Source organism: Streptomyces sp. Pv4-95, from assembly GCF_045782725.1.
Lineage (GTDB): Bacteria > Actinomycetota > Actinomycetes > Streptomycetales > Streptomycetaceae > Streptomyces.
Genome location: NZ_CP127172.1, coordinates 5,653,811 through 5,673,257 on the forward strand (window position 1 = coordinate 5,653,811; position 19,447 = coordinate 5,673,257).

Consider the following 19,447-nt stretch of genomic DNA (forward strand, 5'->3'; position numbering starts at 1 on the left):
GACTGGTGCTCGGTGTTCGTGGAACAAGACTGTCGGCCGTCGCTGATGATCTGTCGCCGTACGACTAACGTCCCGTTAACGTCCGAGGCGGACCGCCGGCCCGACCGTCCACCGGCCCGAGGGATCACGGCTGCGGCCGTGGTCCTGTGCGGGGTGGGTCCGCGCGCGTACGGTGTGGCACGGCTCAGTGGCAGCGCGCCACAGTGGTCCCGTAAGTGATCTTTGAGAGGGGCTGTACCGATGGCACAGGAAGTGCGCGGCGTCATCGCGCCGGGGAAGAACGAACCGGTCCGGCTGGAGACGATCCTGGTGCCGGACCCGGGGCCCGGCGAGGCCGTGGTGAAGGTCCAGGCGTGCGGGGTCTGTCACACCGATCTGCACTACAAGCAGGGCGGCATCAACGACGACTTCCCGTTCCTGCTCGGGCACGAGGCGGCAGGCGTCGTGGAGTCGGTCGGCGCGGGCGTCACCGACGTCGCGCCCGGCGACTTCGTCATCCTCAACTGGCGTGCGGTGTGCGGGCAGTGCCGGGCGTGTCTGCGCGGCCGCCCGCAGTACTGCTTCGACACGCACAACGCCGAGCAGAAGATGACGCTCAAGGACGGTACGGAGCTGAGCCCGGCGCTCGGCATCGGCGCGTTCGCCGACAAGACGCTCGTCGCCGCCGGGCAGTGCACCAAGGTCGACCCCGAGGTCTCGCCGGCGGTCGCCGGGCTGCTGGGCTGCGGTGTGATGGCCGGGATCGGTGCCGCCATCAACACCGGCAACGTGGGCCGCGGCGACTCCGTCGCGGTCATCGGCTGCGGTGGCGTGGGGGACGCCGCCGTGGTCGGGGCCCGGCTGGCCGGAGCCGCCAGGATCATCGCGGTGGACATCGACGACCGGAAGCTGGACACCGCCCGCTCCATGGGCGCCACCCACACCGTCAACTCCCGTACCGGCGACCCCGTCGAGGCGATCCGCGAGCTGACCGGCGGCTTCGGCGCCGACGTCGTCATCGAGGCGGTCGGCCGCCCGGAGACGTACAAGCAGGCGTTCTACGCACGGGACCTGGCCGGCACCGTCGTCCTGGTGGGCGTCCCCACCCCGGAAATGACCCTGGAACTTCCCCTGCTGGACGTCTTCGGACGCGGCGGCGCCCTGAAGTCCTCCTGGTACGGCGACTGCCTGCCCTCCCGGGACTTCCCGATGCTCGTCGACCTGCACCAGCAGGGCCGCATCGACCTCGGTGCGTTCGTCACCGAGACCATCGGCATCGACGGCGTCGAGGAAGCCTTCGAGCGGATGCACGCGGGCGACGTCCTGCGTTCGGTGGTGACGCTCTGATGGCGGCCCGCATCGACCACCTCGTCACCTCCGGCACCTTCTCCCTCGACGGCGGCACCTGGGACGTCGACAACAACGTCTGGATCGTCGGCAACGACGACGAGGCGATCGTCATCGACGCCGCGCACGACGCCGACGCGATCTTCGAAGCCCTCGGCGGCCGGACGCTGCGCGCCATCATCTGCACCCACGCCCACAACGATCACATCGACGCCGCCCCCGCGCTGGCCTCGCGTACCGGTGCCCGCATCCATCTGCACCCCGACGACCTGCCGCTGTGGAAGCAGACCCACCCCGGCACCCCGCCGGACGCGGAACTGGCGGACGGTCAGGTGCTGACCATCGCGGGAATCGATCTGACCGTGCTGCACACACCGGGCCACGCGCCGGGCGCGGTCTGCCTGTACGCGCCCGACCTGGGCACCGTCTTCACCGGCGACACCCTCTTCCAGGGCGGCCCGGGAGCCACCGGCCGGTCCTTCTCGGACTTCCCGACGATCGTCGCGTCGATCCGGGACCGGCTCCTGCCGCTGCCCCCGGAGACCGTGGTGCGCACCGGACACGGCGATCCGACGGCCATCGGGGAGGAGGCCCCGCACCTGGAGGAGTGGATCGCGCGCGGGCACTGAGCCGCCGCACTCAGTCCGTGGTGGCCGCCCGCTGCAGGATGCGGGCGGCCACCGCGGGGGAGTCGACCAGCGGATGCAGCGCGAGCGCCCGCAGCGCCGCGCCCCTGTCCTTGAACGTCGCCGCCTCCACGGCCGCCTTCTCGACCGCCTTGATCTGCAACATCAGCCCCAGCTGGTCCTCGCGCAGCGGCGCGCAGGGCAGCGGGCGGGCCCCCTTGGCGTCCACCTCGCAGACCGTCTCCACGATCGCGTCCGGCGCCAGCTGCGGCACCGTCGTGCCGTTGCGGACGTTCAGGATCAGCCGGGTGCCGCTGTCGCCCACGATCGCGTGCATCAGGGCCAGCGCCACCCGGTCGTAGCCACCGCCCTCCAGGTCATGGCTGTCGCGCTGCCAGCCGCCACCGGCCTCGCGGCTGTGCGCCATGTACGTCTCCTCGCGCTCCAGCCGGGTCCGCTCCCACAGCGCGTACGCCGCCTCCGGTCCGCCGGCCGCCGCGGCCCGCTCGAAGAACCCGCCCTGCTGCTGGTCGAGGAACTCCCCCCGGGTCTCCGGGGTGTCCCGTACGGAGTCCAGGGTCTCCCTGCGGAAGTAGTAGTAGTGCAGATACTCGTTGGGCAGTGCACCGATCGTGCGGAGCCAGTCGGCGCCGAACAGTCGGCCCTCCTCGAAGGAGCCCAGCGCCCGGTCGTCGGCGAGCAGCCGCGGCAGCAGTTCGGTGCCGTCGACGCTCAACGACCGCAGCCAGCCGAGGTGGTTGAGGCCCACGTAGTCGTACGCCGCCCGCTCCGGGGACGCGAGCGCCGAGAGATCCGCGCCGGCCGCGCGGGCCGCGCGCCGCACCAGCCCCACCGGCGAGTCGCAGATCCCGATGACGCGGTCGCCCAGCACCTGGGCCATCGCCTCGGTGACCATGCCCGCCGGGTTGGTGAAGTTGATGACCCAGGCCCGCGGCGCGAGGGCGGCGACCCGCTCGGCGATGTGCAGGGCCACCGGAATCGTCCGCAGGCCGTACAGCACACCCCCGGCGCCGACCGTTTCCTGGCCGAGCACCCCCTCCGACAGCGGGATCCGCTCGTCCCGGATGCGGCCGGCCGTGCCGCCCACCCGGATCGCCGAGAAGATGAAGTCGGCGCCGGTCAGCGCGTCGTCCAGACCGTCCGCGATCCGCACGGCAACCGGTGCGGGGTGCCCCTGCGCCAGCTCGGCGAGTACCTCGGCTATCACCGCCACCCGGCGCGCGTCGGTGTCGTGCAGCGTCACCTCGGAGACGGAGCGTGCCGGGTCGTCCAGGAGCGCGCGGTAGACCAGCGGCACCCGGAAACCGCCACCGCCGAGAATCGTGAGCCTCATGGGGCGGAACGTACCCCAGCATCAGGCACACTGGCCGCACGTGCCGGAACGAAAGGGGCGAGCACGGTGAACAGTGGCCGACGCGATGTCCGACCGCCCGCGGGCCCCGGTACCGGGTCGCCGGGCCTCGATCCGCTGGCCGCCGTGCGCGCCGACGGCGACCCCCGCACCGACGTCTACCTGACCGGCACGGTCTTCCTGGACATCATCTTCACCGGCCTGGACTCCGCACCCGTGCGCGGCACCGAGTCCTGGGCCCGCGGCATGGGCTCCAGCCCCGGCGGCGTGGCCAACATGGCCACCGCCCTGGCCCGCCTGGGACTGCGCACGTCCCTGGCCGCGGCCTTCGGCGACGACATGTACGGCGAGTACTGCTGGGAGGCCCTCGCCCAGGGCGAGGGCATCGACCTGGCTCTGTCGCGTACGGTCCCCGGCTGGCACTCCCCGGTCACCGTCTCCATGGCGTACGAGGGCGAGCGCACCATGGTCTCGCACGGCCACGAGGCGCCGCCGCCGGAATCCGCCTTCAACGGCCGGCACGCGCCGGGCTGCCCGCCGCCGTCCCGGGCCTGCATCGCCTCGCTCGTGCCCGGCAGGCGGGAGGGCTGGCTGGGCTGTGCGGCGGAGCGCGGCAGCCGCATCTTCGCCGATGTGGGCTGGGACGACACCGGCCGCTGGGATCCGGCCGACCTCGCCGACCTCGAACACTGCGAGGCGTTCCTGCCCAACGCCGAGGAGGCGATGCGCTACACCCGCACGAGCAACCCGCGCGCCGCGGCCCGCAAACTCGCCGAACGGGTCCCGCTGGCCGTCGTCACCATGGGCGCGGAGGGCGCCTGTGCGGTGGACGGGCGGACCGGGGAGAGCGCCGAGGTGCCCGCGATCGCCGTCGACGCGCTGGATCCCACCGGCGCGGGGGACGTCTTCGTCGCCGGGTTCGTCACCGGCACCCTCGCCGACTGGCCGCTCGCCGACCGGCTGGCCTTCGCGGGCCTGAGCGCCGCGCTGTCGGTGCAGGAGTTCGGCGGCTCGCTCTCCGCACCGGGATGGGCCGAGATCGCCGCCTGGTGGCAGCAGGTGCGGGCCTGCGAGGCGGGCGCGCCGGCCGCGCTGCGCCGCCAGTACGCCTTCCTCGACGAGGTGCTCCCCACCGCCGGGCGGCTCTCCCCGCTCGCCCGCGCCGTGCCGACGATCGGCTTCCGCCGCCCGGCCTGAGCAACGGCCCGCCGGGCGGGCGGCGGGCGGCGGCCGAGGGTTTTCCTGCGCCGCCCGGACCGCCACCCGGGCGGCGCAGGAAAACCCCTCGGGCCTGTCAGTGCACCGTCGTACCCTTGGTATCCCAAGGAGACGAGTCAGAGAGGGTTGAGCAGGCCACAGAGCCGGCCCATGACGCAGACACCTATGCAACCGCAGGCCAGCGCCCAGTTCACCGTCCCGGCCAAGCACCCGATGGTGACGGTGCTGGGATCCGGGGACTCGCTACTGCGCGTGATCGAGAATGCCTTCCCGGCGACCGACATCCATGTCCGGGGCAACGAAGTCAGCGCTGTCGGCGACGCTCACGAAGTCGCCCTCGTCCAGCGCCTGTTCGACGAGATGATGCTGGTGCTCCGCACCGGACAACCGATGACGGAGGACGCCGTGGAACGCTCCATCGCCATGCTGCGCTCGGCGGATGACGGTGAGGGCGTCGAGGGCGAGACACCCGCGGAGGTGCTCACCCAGAACATTCTCTCCAACCGCGGCCGGACCATCCGGCCCAAGACGCTCAACCAGAAGCGCTACGTCGACGCCATCGACCAGCACACCGTCGTCTTCGGCATCGGCCCGGCGGGCACCGGCAAGACCTACCTGGCGATGGCCAAGGCCGTGCAGGCGCTCCAGGCCAAGCAGGTCAACCGCATCATCCTGACCCGCCCCGCGGTCGAGGCGGGCGAGCGGCTTGGCTTCCTGCCCGGCACCCTCTACGAGAAGATCGACCCGTATCTGCGTCCGCTCTACGACGCGCTGCACGACATGCTCGACCCCGACTCCATCCCGCGCCTGATGGCCGCGGGCACCATCGAGGTCGCGCCGCTGGCGTACATGCGGGGCCGGACGCTCAACGACGCCTTCATCATTCTCGACGAGGCCCAGAACACCAATCCCGAGCAGATGAAGATGTTCCTCACCCGCCTCGGCTTCGAATCGAAGATCGTCATCACCGGTGACGTCACCCAGGTCGACCTGCCGGGCGGCACCAAGAGCGGTCTGCGCCAGGTCAGGGAGATCCTGGAGGGCGTCGATGACGTGCACTTCTCCTACCTCACCAGCCAGGATGTCGTCCGGCACAAGCTGGTCGGCCGTATCGTCGACGCATACGAGAAGTACGACAGCCGCAACGGCCAGTGAGCCGCACGGCCGCCCGACGCGGTCGTAGGCACCTGCCGGCAAGCCCAAGAAGCGAGAAGTAGCCCTCCCCATGTCGATCGACGTCAACAACGAGTCCGGCACGGACATCGACGAGCAGGCCGTCCTGGACGTCGCCCGCTACGCCGTCGCCCGGATGCGCATCCACCCGCTCTCCGAGCTGTCCGTCATCGTCGTGGACGCCGAGGCCATGGAGCAGCTCCACATCCAGTGGATGGACCTGCCGGGCCCGACCGATGTCATGTCCTTCCCGATGGACGAGCTGCGCCCCCCGGCCAAGGACGACGAGGAGCCCCCGCAGGGGCTCCTCGGTGACATCGTGCTGTGCCCCGAGGTCGCCAAGAAGCAGGGCGAGGAGGCGCCGACCGGGCACTCCATGGACGAGGAGCTGCAGCTGCTCACCGTCCACGGCGTCCTCCACCTCCTCGGCTACGACCACGAGGAGCCGGACGAGAAGGCCGAGATGTTCGGCCTGCAGGCGGCGATCATCGACGGCTGGCGCGCCGAGAAGGGCCTGACCGGCCCCTCGCCCGCCCCCACCGTGACCTGACCGGACGGCTCCTGATGACCACCCAGCTGATCGCGGTCGCGGTCCTGCTCGTCGTGATCGCCTGGCTCGCCGCCTGCGCCGAGGCCGGTCTCGCCCGCACGACGAGCTTCCGCGCCGAGGAGGCCGTCAGATCCGGCCGCCGCGGCAGTGCCAAGCTCGCCGCCGTCGCCGCCGACCCCACCCGCTATCTCAACGTCGCCCTCCTGGTGCGGGTCGGCTGCGAGATGGCCGCGGGTGTCCTGGTCACCTACGCCTGTCTGCGCTCCTTCGAGGAGACCTGGCAGGCCCTGACCGTCGCCATCGCCGTGATGGTGCTGGTCTCCTATGTCGCCGTCGGCGTCTCGCCGCGCACCATCGGCCGCCAGCACCCGCTGAACACCGCGACGGCCGCGGCGTACGTCCTGCTGCCGCTGGCCCGGGTGATGGGCCCGATCCCGCCGCTGCTGATCCTCCTCGGCAACGCCCTCACCCCCGGAAAGGGCTTCCGCAAGGGCCCGTTCGCCTCCGAGGCGGAGCTGCGCTCGCTGGTCGACCTGGCCGAGAAGGAGTCGCTGATCGAGGACGAGGAGCGCCGGATGGTGCACTCCGTCTTCCAGCTCGGCGACACCCTCGTGCGCGAGGTGATGGTGCCGCGCACGGACCTCGTGGCCGTCGAGCGCTACAAGACCATCCGCCAGGCGCTGACCCTCGCGCTGCGCTCGGGTTTCTCGCGCATCCCGGTCACCGGCGAGAACGAGGACGACGTCGTCGGTGTGGTCTACCTCAAGGACCTGGCCCGCAAGGTGCACATCAACCGCGATGCCGAGACCGAGCTGGTCTCCTCGGCGATGCGCCCGGCGGTCTTCGTGCCGGACACCAAGAACGCCGGTGATCTGCTGCGCGAGATGCAGCAGGACCGCAACCACGTCGCGGTGGTCATCGACGAGTACGGCGGCACGGCCGGCATCGTCACCATCGAGGACATCCTGGAGGAGATCGTCGGCGAGATCACCGACGAGTACGACCGTGAGCTGCCGCCCGTCGAGGACCTCGGCGACGGCCGCTACCGCGTCACCGCCCGGCTCGACATCGGCGACCTCGGCGAGCTGTACGGCCTGGCCGAGCTCGACGACGAGGACGTCGAGACGGTCGGCGGCCTGCTCGCCAAGCTCCTGGGCCGGGTCCCGATCGCCGGGGCGACCGCCGAGGTCGACCTCTTCGCCGACTCCTCGGCCGGGTCCGGGGGCGCCCCCGCCGATCCGGGCCTGACGGGGCTGCGGCTGACCGCGGAGTCGCCGGCCGGCCGCCGCAACAAGATCATCACGGTGCTGTGCGAACCGCTCCGCGCGACGGCGGACGCGGGACGCGGCCCGGACGAAGGCTGAGCGCGCGCCGCGAGCACGCCCGCAAGAGGGCCCCGGACGGATCGTCCGGGGCCCTCTTCGCGGTCAGCCGCGCCGCGTGCCGCGTGCCGCCCGCAGCCCGAACGCCACCAGCACCGCGACGACCGCCACCAGCGCCGCGTCCAGCCCCAGCGCGAGCTTGATACCGCCGAGCGTGGCCTCCGCGAAGCCACCGCCGTCGGCGCGCAGCGAGCCGATGCGGGCGGCGGCGACCGCGCTCAGCAGCGGGATGCCGATGGTGATGCCGACCTGCTGGGAGCTGGTCACCAGGCCGGTGGCCAGGCCCTGCTCCGCGTCCGGCACACCGGACGTGGCGGTCACGCCGTAGGAGATGATCGCCCAGAGGTGCCCGAGGCTGGCGAAGGTCACGCCGATCAGGGCCAGCCACATGCCGGACCCGGTGCCGAGCCCGAGCAGGGCGGCGGTGAACCCGGCCTGCAGCAGCAGGCCGACCAGCAGCGTGCGGCGGGCGCCGAGCCTGCCGATGACCTTCGGGGCGACGATCCCGGCCACCGCCGAGACGACTCCCTGCACGCCGAAGAGCAGACCGGTCTCGAAGGCCGACAGCCGCAGCACCTCCTGCAGATACAGCGTCAGCAGGAAGATCACGGTGCTCATCATCGAGAAGGTGGTCAGCCCCGCAAGATTGCCCCACGCGACCGTGGGGCGGCGCAGCATCGGCAGGGACACCAGCGGCTGGGCGGCCCGCGATTCCACCACCACGAACGCGACCAGCAGGGCGAGCCCGACGAGCAGCGTGACGAGCACGTCCGGGCGGCCGAAGCCCTCCTCGGCGGCGGTCGACAGGGCGTAGATCAGGCCGAGCAGTCCGCCGGTGACGGTGACCGCGCCGGGCACGTCGATCCGCGGGCGCTCCGGGTGCCTCGACTCCGACAGCAACACCGGGGCCGCGGCCAGCACCGCCACGCCGGCCAGGCTCAGCAGGCCCATGGTGGAGCGCCAGCCCAGCGCGTCGGTCATCACGCCGCCCAGCACCATGCCGATGGTGAAGCCCATCGACAGCACCGTTCCGCTGATGCCCAGGGCGCGTTCGCGCTGCGGCCCCTCGGCGAAGGTGGTGGTCAGCAAGGACATGCCGGTGGGCACGATGACCGCGGCGCCCAGGCCCTGCAGGGCCCGGCCGGCCAGGAAGGCGGCCGGTGACCAGGCGAGCGCGGCCAGCACCGAGGCGGCGGTGAACAGCGCCAGGCCGATCAGGAACAGCCTGCGCCGGCCGAAGAGATCGGCGATCCGGCCGAACAGCAGCAGGAAGCCGCCGGAGGGCAGGGCGAAGGCGGTGACCGCCCACTGGAGGTCGGCCTGGCCCATCCCCAGGTCCTTGCCGAGCACCGGCAGCGCGACGTTCAGGATGGAGAAGTCCAGCGCGATGATGAACTGCGCCGCGCACAGCAGCAGCAGGATGAGCTTGGCGCGGGTGGTCATCCGTGCGGTGTCCGGACCGGCGGGGGCGGTGGCGGCCGCGGTGGCCGGTGCCGGGGGAGCGGCCGGTGCGGCCGGCCGGGGTTCGGGGCGGAGCGAGGTGTCGGTTGGCATGCAAGGAGCTTGCGGCCGCGGAATACGCCGTGGGGAGCGGGAACTTATCGTGGTGTCCGGACCACCAGCCACGCCGACAGGGGGAGAAACGTGGCCGTGAGCAATGCCGTACCCGACACTTCGCGCCGCAGGCAGGAATTGCGCGAGTTCTTGATGAGCCGCCGGGCCCGGGTCACACCGGCCGAGGCGGGCCTGCCCGACGGCGGCCGCCGTCGCACGCCCGGCCTGCGCCGCGAGGAGGTCGCCGTCCTCGCCGGGGTCGGCGCGTCCTGGTACCAGTGGCTGGAGCAGGGCCGCGACATCACCGTCTCGCCGCAGGTGCTGGACTCCGTCGCCCGCGTACTGCGGCTCAGCGGTGCCGAGCGGCGCCATCTGTACGTCCTGGCTGGGCTCAATCCGCCGCGGCGGCAGGACTCCGAGGAACTGGAGATCAGGGATGTGTGCGCCGGTCTGCAGCGGCTGATCGACGCGTGGATGCCGTTCCCCGCGCACATCATGGACACCTACTGGAACACCATCGCCCACAACGAGGCGGCGCATCTCGTCCTCGGCCACGGCAGCCCCGGCGTCTCCCCGAACTGCCTGATCGCGTTCTTCACCGATCCCGTCTACCGCGCGCGGGCCGCCAGCTGGGAGGCGAACGCCCCCTTGGTGGTGGCGCAGTTCCGCGCCGCGTGCTCGGAGCGGCCCGGGGACGAGGGGTTCGACGAGGTCGTCCGTGAGGTCGCCGCGGCCAGCGAGGAGTTCGCCGCGCTGTGGGCGCTGGGCGATGTGCAGGACGGCGGCCAGCTGCACAAGGAGATGGACCACCCGCTGGTGGGCGCGCTGCTCTTCGAGACCACCCAACTCCGCGTTCCGGTACGGCCCGACCTGACCGTGGTGCTGCACAACCCGCGCCCGGAGACGGACACCGCCCAGAAGCTGGAGTGGCTCACCTCGCCGGAGGGGCGGCGGGGCGGGATGTCCTCGGTCGCGGGCTGAGCGCCCGTCGCGCTGTCTGTACGGGGCGCGGGCCCGGGCACCTGCCCTCGCAAGCCCGTGCCCCTTGAAGCCGTCGTGCGGTGCCCCGCATATGCTCGCCCGTATGAGCGAAGCCGCACCGCTGGACCCCGAAGACCGCAAGATCATCACGCTCGCGCGCTCGGCGCGGGCCCGTAACGGCGTGCCCGAGGGGGCCGCCGTACGCGACGAGACCGGACGCACCTACGTCGCCGGCACCGTCGCCCTGGACTCGCTGCAGCTCAGCGCGCTGCGTACGGCCGTGGCGATGGCCGTCGCCAGTGGCGCCACCTCTCTGGAGGCCGCGGCCGTGGTCACCGAGTCCGAGAGCGCCGACGACGCCGACCGCGCCGCCGTGCGGGACCTCGGCGGTCCCGGGACGCCGGTCCTGGTCGCCGGCATCGACGGCACCCTGCGCGCCACCGTCCCGGCGGGCACGCCGCAGGGCTGAGCGTGCGCGCCGACGGCCCGCCCGGGCCTTACCGGGGCGGCGCCGACGGACACCGCGTTCGACCGCGAAGGCCGTGATCGGCGACCGGGCCGAGGGGCCGCGCCCCGCCGGGTGCGGCCCCACGACCGGCCCGTGTGGTCGGAGGGGCCCCGGGGATCGGGGAGAATGGGCGCCATGAGCGTTCGTACAGACTCCTCCGCCCCGCACCGCGCCGGCTTCGCCTGCTTCGTCGGCCGCCCGAACGCGGGCAAGTCCACCCTCACGAACGCTCTCGTCGGCACGAAGGTGGCCATCACCTCCAACCGGCCGCAGACCACCCGCCACACCGTGCGCGGCATCGTGCACCGCCCCGAGGCCCAGCTCGTCCTGGTCGACACCCCGGGTCTGCACAAGCCCCGCACGCTGCTCGGCGAGCGGCTGAACGACGTCGTGCGGACCACCTGGTCCGAGGTCGATGTCATCGGCTTCTGCCTGCCCGCCGACCAGAAGCTCGGCCCCGGCGACCGCTACATCGCCGCCGAGCTCGCCGGCATCAAGAAGACCCCCAAGGTCGCCATCGTCACCAAGACCGACCTGGTCGACTCCAAGACCCTCGCCACCCAGCTGCTCGCCATCGACCAGCTCGGCAGGGACCTCGGCATCGAGTGGGCCGAGATCATCCCGGTCTCGGCCGTGGACGCCGAGGGCGCGGCACGCAACGCCTCGGGGGAGGACGGCGCGCGAGGGGCCGGACAGGTCTCGCTGCTGGCCGATCTGCTCGTCCCCATGCTGCCGGAGAGCCCGCCGCTCTACCCCGAGGGCGACCTCACCGACGAGCCCGAGCAGGTCATGGTCGCCGAGCTGATCCGTGAGGCCGCGCTGGAGGGCGTACGCGACGAGCTGCCGCACTCCATCGCCGTCGTCGTCGAGGAGATGCTGCCGCGCGAGGACCGGCCGGCCGACAAGCCGCTGCTGGACATCCACGCCAACGTCTACATCGAGCGTCCGAGCCAGAAGGGCATCATCATCGGCCCGAAGGGCAAGCGGCTGAAGGAGGTCGGCATGAAGTCGCGCAAGCACATCGAGGCGCTGCTCGGCACGCCGGTCTTCCTCGACCTGCACGTCAAGGTCGCCAAGGACTGGCAGCGCGACCCCAAGCAGCTGCGCAAGCTCGGCTTCTAGGTCCGCGGGCGGCGGCCTCAGGCCACGCCGCGGATCCGCCGCACCAGCAGCGCCCCCAGCAGCCCGATGGCGGCCGCGACGAGATACAGCGCCCGGTAGCCGCCGAGGTGGCTCACGAGCGGTGCGGCCAGCACCGGGGCGGCCACCTGCGGCAGCGAGTTGGCGATGTTGAGGATGCCGAGGTCCTTGCCGCGGTGCGCGGCGGCGGGCAGCACCTCCGTCATCAGCGCGAAGTCGACCGATGTGAAGACGCCGAAGCCGACGCCGAGCAGTGCCGCGGCGCACAGCGCGCCGGGCCAGGTCTGCCAGCCGGCGAGCAGCGCGGTGGCCATCGCCATGACGACGCCCGCTCCCAGCACGAACGGCTTCCTGCGGCCGGCCCGGTCCGAGCGGATCCCGCCGAGGACGACGGTGCCCAGGAGGGTCACGCCGTTGACGGCGGTGAGGATCAGCACCCCGCCCTCGGGGTCGGGATGGTGCAGGGCGTCCCGCAGGTAGTACAGGAGATACAGCAGCGCGAGGGCGTTGCCCAGGTTGATCAGGAAGCGGGTCAGCCAGGCCCAGCCGAGGTCGGGGTGGCGGCGGGGGCTGAGCCAGAAGCCCGCGAGGAAGGCCCGCCAGGTGAACGGCGGCCGGTGCGCGGCCGGCAGCGGCGGGTCCCTGTGCAGCAGCAGGTGGGGCAGGGTGGCCAGCACGGTGAAGCCGGCGCAGGCCAGATAGCCGGCGACGACTCCGCCGGCGAGGGTGGCGAGCCCGGTACCGGAGAGGACGCCGAGGATCTGCGCGGCGCCCAGCCAGCCGCCCACCGCGCCGCGCTGCGGCCGCGGCACCCGGTCGGGCACCGCGGCGGTGATCGCCGCGAAGGCCGCGTTGAGGGTGAGCTGCACCAGGCACCAGCCGAGCGCCATGGCCGGGACGGTGCGCGCCCCGGCCAGCAGCGCGAGGGCGGCGGCCCCGCCCAGCACCCCGGCGAGGATCCATGGCGTACGGCGCCCGAAGCGGGACACCGTACGGTCGGAGAGGGCGCCGAAGAGAGGATTGGCGACCAGCGAGACCGCGGCGCCCAGTCCGGTCACCCACGCCAGGACGGACTCCTTGGAGACGCCGGGCGGTGCGAGGGCGGCGGCCTGGAGGGCGAGCAGGATCTGGATCGGGCCGTACCAGCCGGCCCAGATCGCCCCGTTGGCCAGCGACAGCGACGCCGTCCAGCCGTGGCCCGCCCGCTGCTGCGGCTCGGCCGCATCGGCGGGCCCCGTCGCCGGCGCCGCCGCGGCTTCGCTCATCCCCGCGCCTGGTCGCGCAGCGCGTCCCGCAGCCACCGGTAGGAGCTCTTGGGCGTCCGCGCCAAGGTGGCACGGTCCACATGCACCAGCCCGAAGCGTCGCGCGTAGCCCTCCGCCCACTCGAAGTTGTCCAGCAGCGACCAGACGAAGTAGCCGCGGACGTCGAGGCCCGCCGCGAGCGCCTCGTGCAGGGCGCGCAGATGCCCGTCGAGGAAGGTGATCCGCTCGCCGTCGTCGAGGCCGTCGTACGAGCAGCCGTTCTCGGTGATCACGATCGGCGGCAGGCTCGCCCCGTACCGCTCGCGGAACGTCTCCAGCAGCTCGGTGAGCGCCCCGGGGACCACCGGCCAGCCGAAGTCGGTCCGCGGAAAGCCCTCGATCTCCCGTGGCGCGAAGGGGAGTTCGGGCGGCAGCAGGATGCCGCCGAAGTCGGCGGGGCCGGCCGCGTCCGGGTCGGGGGCGCCCACCCGGGTCGGCTGGTAGTAGTTGATCCCGTACCAGTCCAGCGGCTGGGAAATGATCTTCAGGTCGTCGGCGACGGGCCCCGGCAGCAGCGCCGCCAGCCCCTCGTCCGGGTAGCGGCCGAGCAGCAGCGGGTCCGCGAAGAGCCGGTTGAGCAGCAGGTCGTAGAGGTCCGCGGCGGTCGTGTCCGCCTCCGACGCGCTCGCCGCCCAGGTCGGCCCGTGCGAGTTCGCGATGCCGATGTTCCCCGCCCCGCGGGCCCGCAGCGCCTGCACCGCGAGGCCGTGGCCCAGCAGCTGGTGGTGTGCGGCGGGCAGGGCGTCGAAGACCAGCTGCCTGCCCGGGGCGTGCTGCCCCAGGCCGTAGCCCAGCAGCGTCAGCTCCGCCGGTTCGTTGAGGGTGATCCAGCGGTGCACGCGGTCCCCCAGCCGGGCCGCGACCGCGTCCGCGTACGCCGCGAAGTGCTCGGCGGTCTCCCGGACGAGCCAGCCGCCGCCCTCCTCAAGCGCCTGCGGCGTGTCCCAGTGGAACAGCGTGGGGACCGGGTCGACGCCCGCTGCCAGCAGCGCGTCCACCAGCCGGTCGTAGAAGTCGAGCCCCGCCGCGTTGACCGCGCCGCTGCCGTCCGGCACCACCCGCGGCCAGGCCACCGAGAAGCGGTACGCGCCGACCCCGAGGTCCTTGAGCAGCGCCACGTCCTCGGGATAGCGGTGGTAGTGATCGATCGCGACCCGCGCGTCCGACCCGTCCTTGATCCGCCCCGGCACCGCCGCGAACACATCCCACGCCGAGCGCCCTCGCCCGCCCTCCTCCACCGCGCCCTCGATCTGCGGGGCGGACGTCGACACCCCCCATACGAAGTCGCGGGGGAAGCGGGGCAGGGGCTTGGGGGAGACCGGCGCCGTTGTCATGAGGCGGATCTTCTTAACCGCCGGTAACAGTGTCAAGAGGCAGGTACGACAGGCCAGTTGGAGATCCGGGGATGCCGTTCCGGCCCGCTACGACCCTTCCTTCAGCACCTTTGTGATCAACTCCCGTTGCTCGTCGGACAGCCGGGGATCGGAGCAGTACACCGTCCGGTCGTCGACCGTGATGCGGTAGCTGAAGCCGTCCGGCACCCCCGCCGGAGGACTGTCGTGGGCGGCGGCGAGGCAGTTCTCGGCCAAGGTGTGCCAGTCGTCGGCATCGGGCCGCCCCGAGGTCTCGACCTCGGCGCGGCGCTCGATGCCCGCGAAGCCGCCGGTGCGACGGATCTCAATACGCATGACGGCTTCCTACCCCGTGGGGCGCGGGGAACAGCCCTGCCGCGCTACTTCGCCGTCACCCCGACCTGCGACCACGCCTTGACCAGCGCCTCGTGCTCGTCGCCCGCGCCGAAGCGGGCCCGGGCGGCGGCGATGGTGAGGGCGGCGAAGTCGGCGAACCGGGCGTCGGTGGCCAGATCGCCGCCGGTCAGCACGTCGTACCAGACCTGCCCTGCCCGCTCCCACGCCTTTCCGCCGAGCGCGGTGGCGGCCAGGTAGAAGGCGTGGTTGGGGATGCCGGAGTTGATGTGCACCCCGCCGTTGTCGTCGGACGTGTCGACGAAGTCCTTCATCGTCGCGGGCTGCGGGTCCTTGCCCAGCACGTCGTCGTCGTACGCCGTGCCGGGTGCCTTCATGGACCGCAGGGCCGTACCGGTGACGTTCGGTCCGAGCAGCCCCGCGCCGATCAGCCAGTCGGCCTGGTCGGTGGTCTGGCCGAGGGCGTGCTGCTTGATCAGGGCGCCGAAGACGTCCGAGATCGATTCGTTCAGCGCCCCGGACTGGTCCTTGTAGGCGAGGTTGGCGGTGTACTGGGTGACGCCGTGGGTGAGCTCGTGGCCGATGACGTCGACCGGGATGGTGAAGTCCAGGAACAGGTCGTTGTCCCCGTCGCCGAAGACCATCCGCTCGCCGTCCCAGAAGGCGTTGTCGTACTTCTCGCCGTAGTGGACCGTCGCGTCCAGCGGCAGGCCGGCGCCGTCGATCGACTTCCGGCCGTACGCCTTCAGATACAGCTCGAAGGTGGCGCCGAGACCGGCGTGGGCGCGGTTGACGGAGGCGTCGCGCGAGGGGCCGTCGGACTCGGAGTGGACCTTGGTGCCGGGCAGGTTCTCCTGGTGCTCGGCGTCGTAGATGGTGCGCTTGGGCTTGTCGGCCCCGGCCGCGGCCCGCGCCGGCGCGAAGGTGCGGGCGGCGTTCTCGCGGCGCCGGGTGCGCTGGACGGCGTCGTGCTCCAGGGTGCGGCGGGCGGGCTCGTGTCGCGCGGGGTCATCGGACTGCGCCAGCTTGTCGAGGACGTGCGGCGGGACGATGGTGCAGAAGACCGGGTGGGCCGGCGTGACCGGCGAAGGGGTGAGAGCCATGGGAAAACGGTCGCATTGCGTGACGCTCCTGTCACTGCCTGCCGCCGAGATTCCTGAAAACGTGTGGTTGCTCGCACTTCGACCGTTACGTCCATCCGGTCCCGCATACTGATACGGGCCAGCCATTCGCCGCGTTCCTCGGTTACGCTGCTGTGCATCATGCGTTTCGGGCTGCTTCTCCTTAGCTGCCGCGGCGAGGGCCTGTAGTCGTAGGCCGACCCCCTCCCCGCGGAGTTCGGTGTTGCGATTTTCGCCCCGTCGGCCTCTTCCCGCTCTTGAAGAGCAGGGTGGACCCCCATGCGGACACACGAGGAGCCCTACGCATCATGACGAACCCGTCGAGCCAGGCAGCGAATGCCGTCGGTCGCCCCACCCCGGTCACCAACGGAACGCAGGCCCAGAAGCCCTCGGGAATGCCGATCCGCAAGTACGGCAGCTACGAGGCCGTGGACATCCCCGACCGCACCTGGCCGGACCACCGCATCACCAAGGCCCCCCGCTGGCTGTCGACCGACCTGCGCGACGGCAACCAGGCGCTGATCGACCCGATGTCGCCGGCCCGCAAGCGCGAGATGTTCGACCTCCTGGTGAAGATGGGCTACAAGGAGATCGAGGTCGGGTTCCCCTCCTCCGGTGAGACCGACTTCCAGTTCGTACGCTCCATCATCGAAGAGGGCGCGATCCCCGAGGACGTGACGATCTCCGTCCTGACGCAGGCCCGCGAAGAGCTGATCGAGCGGACCGTCGAGTCGCTGCGCGGCGCCCACCGGGCCACGGTCCACCTGTACAACGCCACCGCCCCCACCTTCCGCCGGGTCGTCTTCCGCGGCTCGAAGGAAGAGGTCAAGCAGATCGCGGTGGACGGCACCCGGCTGGTCGTCGAGTACGCCGACAAGATCCTGGGCGACGAGACGATCTTCGGCTACCAGTACAGCCCCGAGATCTTCACCGACACCGAGCTGGACTTCGCCCTGGAGGTCTGCGAGGCGGTCATGGACGTCTGGCAGCCCGAAGAGGGCCGCGAGATCATCCTGAACCTGCCGGCCACCGTCGAGCGCTCCACGCCCAGCACCCACGCCGACCGCTTCGAGTGGATGTCGCGCAACCTCTCCCGGCGCGAGTTCGTCTGCCTGTCCACCCACCCGCACAACGACCGCGGCACCGCCGTCGCCGCCGCCGAGCTGGCCGTCATGGCGGGCGCGGACCGCGTCGAGGGCTGCCTGTTCGGGCAGGGCGAGCGCACCGGCAACGTCGACCTGGTGACGCTGGGGATGAACCTCTTCTCCCAGGGCGTCGACCCGATGATCGACTTCTCGCAGATCGACGAGATCCGTCGCACCAGCGAGTACTGCAACCAGATGGAGATCCACCCGCGCCACCCCTACGCGGGCGATTTGGTCTACACCGCCTTCTCCGGCTCCCACCAGGACGCCATCAAGAAGGGCTTCGACGCGATGGAGGCCGAGGCGGCCGCCGCCGGGAAGACCGTTGACGACATCGAGTGGGCGGTTCCGTACCTGCCCATCGACCCCAAGGACGTCGGCCGCTCCTACGAGGCCGTGATCCGCGTCAACTCCCAGTCCGGCAAGGGCGGTATCGCCTACGTCCTGAAGAACGACCACAAGCTGGACCTGCCGCGACGGATGCAGATCGAGTTCTCCCGGATCATCCAGGAGAAGACCGACTCCGAGGGCGGCGAGGTCACGCCGGGCGCCATCTGGTCCACCTTCCAGGACGAGTACCTGCCCACCCCCGAGAACGCCTGGGGCAGGATCGCGCTGCGCTCCGCGCAGACCTCGACGACGACCGAGGGCACCGACGCGCTGACCGTCGAAGCCGTGGTGGACGGCGTCGACACGGTGCTGACCGGCAGCGGCAACGGCCCCCTGGCCGCCTTCTTCGACGCGCTGCACGCCATCGACGTGGACGTGCGCCTGCTGGACTACAGCGAGCACACCCTGAGCGAGGGCGCCGGCGCCCAGGCCGCCGCGTACATCGAGTGCGCGATCGGTGACAAGGTGCTGTGGGGCGTCGGCGTCGACGCCAACATCGTCCGCGCCTCGATCAAGGCGATCGTCTCCGCGGTCAACCGCGCGGGCCGCTGATCGCGATCCGCTGACCGGCTCGCCGCCGGTCCGGCTCTCCCGGCGCCCCCGCCGCTCCCACCGAGCGGCGGGGGCGCCGTGCTGTGCGCGGCGGCACCGTGCGTTCCGGTCTTCTTCCGGCCAAGACGGCGCTCTCCTCCGCGCTGCCCGCCCGTCCCCCGGCCCCGGCGTCCACGGCCCGGCCCGAGCCACGCCCGGGCGCTGCAACAGGCTTGCAGTGGGCGGCCGAGGCGGCAGGTTGACGCCCGCGCCGGGCTTCTCGGCTTCCGCGGCCACCCGGCCCGCGCCCGCCGCGCGGGTACCGGCCGCATCAGGAACCCCGCAGGTGACCCGGCCAGGGGCGGCGGGCGGCCGCGGCCCGGCGCGGTGCGCGGCCGTCGCACGTCAGGTCGCCGAGGGCGCCCGCGCCGGCCCCGGAGAAGCCGCTGCCGCCGCCCTGCCGGGGCCGGACGCCCCCGCCGGGAGTCGTCTCCCGCAGGGGCGTCAACGGGCCCGTGGGCCTCACTCCGAAGGGTGGGATCCCTTCACCATCCGGCCAGTTGTCCGGTACGAGGTACTGACGTCACATCACCTGTGTGGCTAACATCACGTCCAATGCGGCGATGGGGCCGAGGCGTTAGGGAGGCTGACGTGATGCACAAGATGTGTGTGATGGGCGTGCGCACGTCCTGGCGGACCGTCGCCGACGGCGAGTTCTTCTGCCCGGAGTGCGGCGGGGACCGCAACTACCTCCGGCAGACGGGACGCCGCCGCCTCACCCTCCTCGGCGTGCCCCTGCTCTCGCGGGGTGACGCGGGCCCGGTCCTGGAATGCTCCGCCTGTCAGGGCCACTTCGGCCTGGACGCGCTGGACCACCCCACCACCGTCCGCTTCTCCGCGATGCTCCGGGACGCCGTCCACACCGTCACGCTGGCCGTGCTGGCCGCCGGCGGCACGTCCTCCGGCGCCGTACGCGACACCGCCGTCGCCACGGTCCGCGCGGCGGGCTTCGCCGACTGCTCCGAGGACCAGCTGCTCACCCTCCTCGCCGCGCTCGCCGCCGACACCGGCAGGCTCACCGGCACCTACGACGCGGTGACCGGCGGCGACTGTGCCCCCAACGGCCTCGACCCCTGCGGCACCGCGCTGGCCATAGAGCTCCACGAGTCCCTGGAGCCGCTGGCCCCGCACCTCGCCCCGGCCGGGCGGGAGTCGGTCCTCCTCCAGGCCGCACATATCGCTCTGGCCGACGGTTCCTACACCCCCGCGGAACGCGAGGTCCTCACCACGGTCGGCACCGCCCTGATGCTCCGCCCGGCCGACACGAACCGGTTGCTGGCGGCGGCGCGCACGCCGTCCTGACCGCCCGCCGTGCCCGCCGCGGACCCGCGCGGCCCCCGAAACCCCCACGACCCCGCCA

The 19,447-nt window shown here is 72.2% G+C and carries 17 protein-coding genes; 11 read left to right on the top strand and 6 right to left on the bottom strand.

Annotated features, from left to right (window positions below; genetic code table 11):
* The first annotated feature begins 240 nt into the window (after positions 1-240).
* Together QOM21_RS24740 and QOM21_RS24745 are read left to right on the top strand one after the other, a co-directional pair.
* Positions 241-1,326 carry an S-(hydroxymethyl)mycothiol dehydrogenase gene (locus QOM21_RS24740; RefSeq protein WP_407553224.1) on the top strand — a complete coding sequence of 362 codons (1,086 nt, stop codon included), beginning with the start codon at positions 241-243 and terminating at the stop codon, positions 1,324-1,326.
* The gene (locus QOM21_RS24745) at positions 1,326-1,955 is read left to right on the top strand and encodes an MBL fold metallo-hydrolase (protein WP_407553225.1); all 630 of its coding nucleotides are present in this window, start codon (positions 1,326-1,328) and stop codon (positions 1,953-1,955) included. The genes QOM21_RS24740 and QOM21_RS24745 overlap by 1 nt, the downstream gene beginning before the upstream one ends.
* A 10-nt stretch (positions 1,956-1,965) precedes the next feature.
* On the opposite strand, the gene QOM21_RS24750 is transcribed toward QOM21_RS24745, so the two are convergent.
* Entirely contained in the window at positions 1,966-3,306 is a 1,341-nt protein-coding gene (locus QOM21_RS24750; RefSeq protein WP_407553226.1) for a 6-phospho-beta-glucosidase, read from the bottom strand.
* A gap of 66 nt (positions 3,307-3,372) precedes the next feature.
* Here QOM21_RS24750 and QOM21_RS24755 point away from each other — a divergent pair, with 66 nt between their 5' ends.
* The 4 genes from QOM21_RS24755 to QOM21_RS24770 all read left to right on the top strand — a co-directional run bounded on the left by QOM21_RS24755 (position 3,373) and on the right by QOM21_RS24770 (position 7,629).
* Complete coding sequence (locus QOM21_RS24755; protein ID WP_407553227.1) at positions 3,373-4,521, top strand: carbohydrate kinase family protein; 1,149 nt, start codon at positions 3,373-3,375, stop codon at positions 4,519-4,521.
* 171 nt (positions 4,522-4,692) lie between these two features.
* Positions 4,693-5,697, top strand: a complete 1,005-nt coding sequence (locus tag QOM21_RS24760) for a PhoH family protein (RefSeq protein WP_393891882.1) — start codon at positions 4,693-4,695, stop codon at positions 5,695-5,697.
* A 70-nt stretch (positions 5,698-5,767) separates the two neighbouring features.
* The gene (ybeY, locus tag QOM21_RS24765) at positions 5,768-6,265 is read left to right on the top strand and encodes an rRNA maturation RNase YbeY (protein ID WP_136739573.1); all 498 of its coding nucleotides are present in this window, start codon (positions 5,768-5,770) and stop codon (positions 6,263-6,265) included.
* A 14-nt stretch (positions 6,266-6,279) separates the two neighbouring features.
* The gene (locus tag QOM21_RS24770; RefSeq protein WP_407553228.1) at positions 6,280-7,629 is read left to right on the top strand and encodes a hemolysin family protein; all 1,350 of its coding nucleotides are present in this window, start codon (positions 6,280-6,282) and stop codon (positions 7,627-7,629) included.
* A gap of 63 nt (positions 7,630-7,692) precedes the next feature.
* Here QOM21_RS24770 and QOM21_RS24775 read toward each other — a convergent pair whose 3' ends face one another.
* On the bottom strand, positions 7,693-9,201 hold the full coding sequence (locus tag QOM21_RS24775) for an MFS transporter (RefSeq protein WP_407553229.1): 1,509 nt from the start codon (positions 9,199-9,201) through the stop codon (positions 7,693-7,695).
* A 153-nt stretch (positions 9,202-9,354) separates the two neighbouring features.
* On the opposite strand from QOM21_RS24775, the gene QOM21_RS24780 reads away from it, so the two are divergent.
* From QOM21_RS24780 to era, 3 genes are all read left to right on the top strand, one after another.
* The gene (locus tag QOM21_RS24780) at positions 9,355-10,182 is read left to right on the top strand and encodes a helix-turn-helix transcriptional regulator (RefSeq protein ID WP_407555789.1); all 828 of its coding nucleotides are present in this window, start codon (positions 9,355-9,357) and stop codon (positions 10,180-10,182) included.
* A 103-nt stretch (positions 10,183-10,285) separates the two neighbouring features.
* Positions 10,286-10,651 (top strand): cytidine deaminase, encoded by a 366-nt coding sequence (locus QOM21_RS24785; protein ID WP_407553230.1) that lies wholly within the window; start codon positions 10,286-10,288, stop codon positions 10,649-10,651.
* A 174-nt stretch (positions 10,652-10,825) separates the two neighbouring features.
* Positions 10,826-11,812 (top strand): GTPase Era, encoded by a 987-nt coding sequence (era, locus tag QOM21_RS24790; RefSeq protein ID WP_407553231.1) that lies wholly within the window; start codon positions 10,826-10,828, stop codon positions 11,810-11,812.
* A gap of 17 nt (positions 11,813-11,829) precedes the next feature.
* On the opposite strand, the gene QOM21_RS24795 is transcribed toward era, so the two are convergent.
* The 4 genes from QOM21_RS24795 to QOM21_RS24810 form a co-directional block, all read right to left on the bottom strand.
* On the bottom strand, positions 11,830-13,095 hold the full coding sequence (locus QOM21_RS24795) for an MFS transporter (RefSeq protein ID WP_407553232.1): 1,266 nt from the start codon (positions 13,093-13,095) through the stop codon (positions 11,830-11,832).
* Positions 13,092-14,468 (bottom strand): GH1 family beta-glucosidase, encoded by a 1,377-nt coding sequence (locus QOM21_RS24800; RefSeq protein WP_407553233.1) that lies wholly within the window; start codon positions 14,466-14,468, stop codon positions 13,092-13,094. Before QOM21_RS24800 ends, QOM21_RS24795 begins: the two co-directional genes overlap by 4 nt.
* Before the next feature lie 87 nt (positions 14,469-14,555).
* Positions 14,556-14,822 (bottom strand): protealysin inhibitor emfourin, encoded by a 267-nt coding sequence (locus tag QOM21_RS24805; protein ID WP_407553234.1) that lies wholly within the window; start codon positions 14,820-14,822, stop codon positions 14,556-14,558.
* A 44-nt stretch (positions 14,823-14,866) separates the two neighbouring features.
* Positions 14,867-15,943, bottom strand: a complete 1,077-nt coding sequence (locus QOM21_RS24810) for a M4 family metallopeptidase (RefSeq protein WP_407553235.1) — start codon at positions 15,941-15,943, stop codon at positions 14,867-14,869.
* Positions 15,944-16,269: 326 nt separating this feature from the next.
* Between QOM21_RS24810 and leuA the strand changes: the two genes are divergently transcribed.
* Both leuA and QOM21_RS24820 read left to right on the top strand, forming a co-directional pair.
* Complete coding sequence (leuA, locus tag QOM21_RS24815) at positions 16,270-18,048, top strand: 2-isopropylmalate synthase (protein ID WP_407553236.1); 1,779 nt, start codon at positions 16,270-16,272, stop codon at positions 18,046-18,048.
* A gap of 633 nt (positions 18,049-18,681) precedes the next feature.
* On the top strand, positions 18,682-19,389 hold the full coding sequence (locus tag QOM21_RS24820) for a TerB family tellurite resistance protein (RefSeq protein ID WP_407555791.1): 708 nt from the start codon (positions 18,682-18,684) through the stop codon (positions 19,387-19,389).
* Positions 19,390-19,447: the final 58 nt, after the last annotated feature.

Coding starts and splice junctions, on each gene's coding strand:
- QOM21_RS24740 (WP_407553224.1), top strand. CDS start 241: ATGGCACAGGAAGTGCGCGGCGTCATCGCGCCGGGGAAGAACGAACCG.
- QOM21_RS24745 (WP_407553225.1), top strand. CDS start 1,326: ATGGCGGCCCGCATCGACCACCTCGTCACCTCCGGCACCTTCTCCCTC.
- QOM21_RS24750 (WP_407553226.1), bottom strand. CDS start 3,306: ATGAGGCTCACGATTCTCGGCGGTGGCGGTTTCCGGGTGCCGCTGGTC.
- QOM21_RS24760 (WP_393891882.1), top strand. CDS start 4,693: ATGACGCAGACACCTATGCAACCGCAGGCCAGCGCCCAGTTCACCGTC.
- ybeY (WP_136739573.1), top strand. CDS start 5,768: ATGTCGATCGACGTCAACAACGAGTCCGGCACGGACATCGACGAGCAG.
- QOM21_RS24770 (WP_407553228.1), top strand. CDS start 6,280: ATGACCACCCAGCTGATCGCGGTCGCGGTCCTGCTCGTCGTGATCGCC.
- QOM21_RS24775 (WP_407553229.1), bottom strand. CDS start 9,201: ATGCCAACCGACACCTCGCTCCGCCCCGAACCCCGGCCGGCCGCACCG.
- QOM21_RS24780 (WP_407555789.1), top strand. CDS start 9,355: ATGAGCCGCCGGGCCCGGGTCACACCGGCCGAGGCGGGCCTGCCCGAC.
- QOM21_RS24785 (WP_407553230.1), top strand. CDS start 10,286: ATGAGCGAAGCCGCACCGCTGGACCCCGAAGACCGCAAGATCATCACG.
- era (WP_407553231.1), top strand. CDS start 10,826: ATGAGCGTTCGTACAGACTCCTCCGCCCCGCACCGCGCCGGCTTCGCC.
- QOM21_RS24795 (WP_407553232.1), bottom strand. CDS start 13,095: ATGAGCGAAGCCGCGGCGGCGCCGGCGACGGGGCCCGCCGATGCGGCC.
- QOM21_RS24800 (WP_407553233.1), bottom strand. CDS start 14,468: ATGACAACGGCGCCGGTCTCCCCCAAGCCCCTGCCCCGCTTCCCCCGC.
- QOM21_RS24805 (WP_407553234.1), bottom strand. CDS start 14,822: ATGCGTATTGAGATCCGTCGCACCGGCGGCTTCGCGGGCATCGAGCGC.
- QOM21_RS24810 (WP_407553235.1), bottom strand. CDS start 15,943: ATGGCTCTCACCCCTTCGCCGGTCACGCCGGCCCACCCGGTCTTCTGC.
- leuA (WP_407553236.1), top strand. CDS start 16,270: ATGACGAACCCGTCGAGCCAGGCAGCGAATGCCGTCGGTCGCCCCACC.
- QOM21_RS24820 (WP_407555791.1), top strand. CDS start 18,682: ATGCACAAGATGTGTGTGATGGGCGTGCGCACGTCCTGGCGGACCGTC.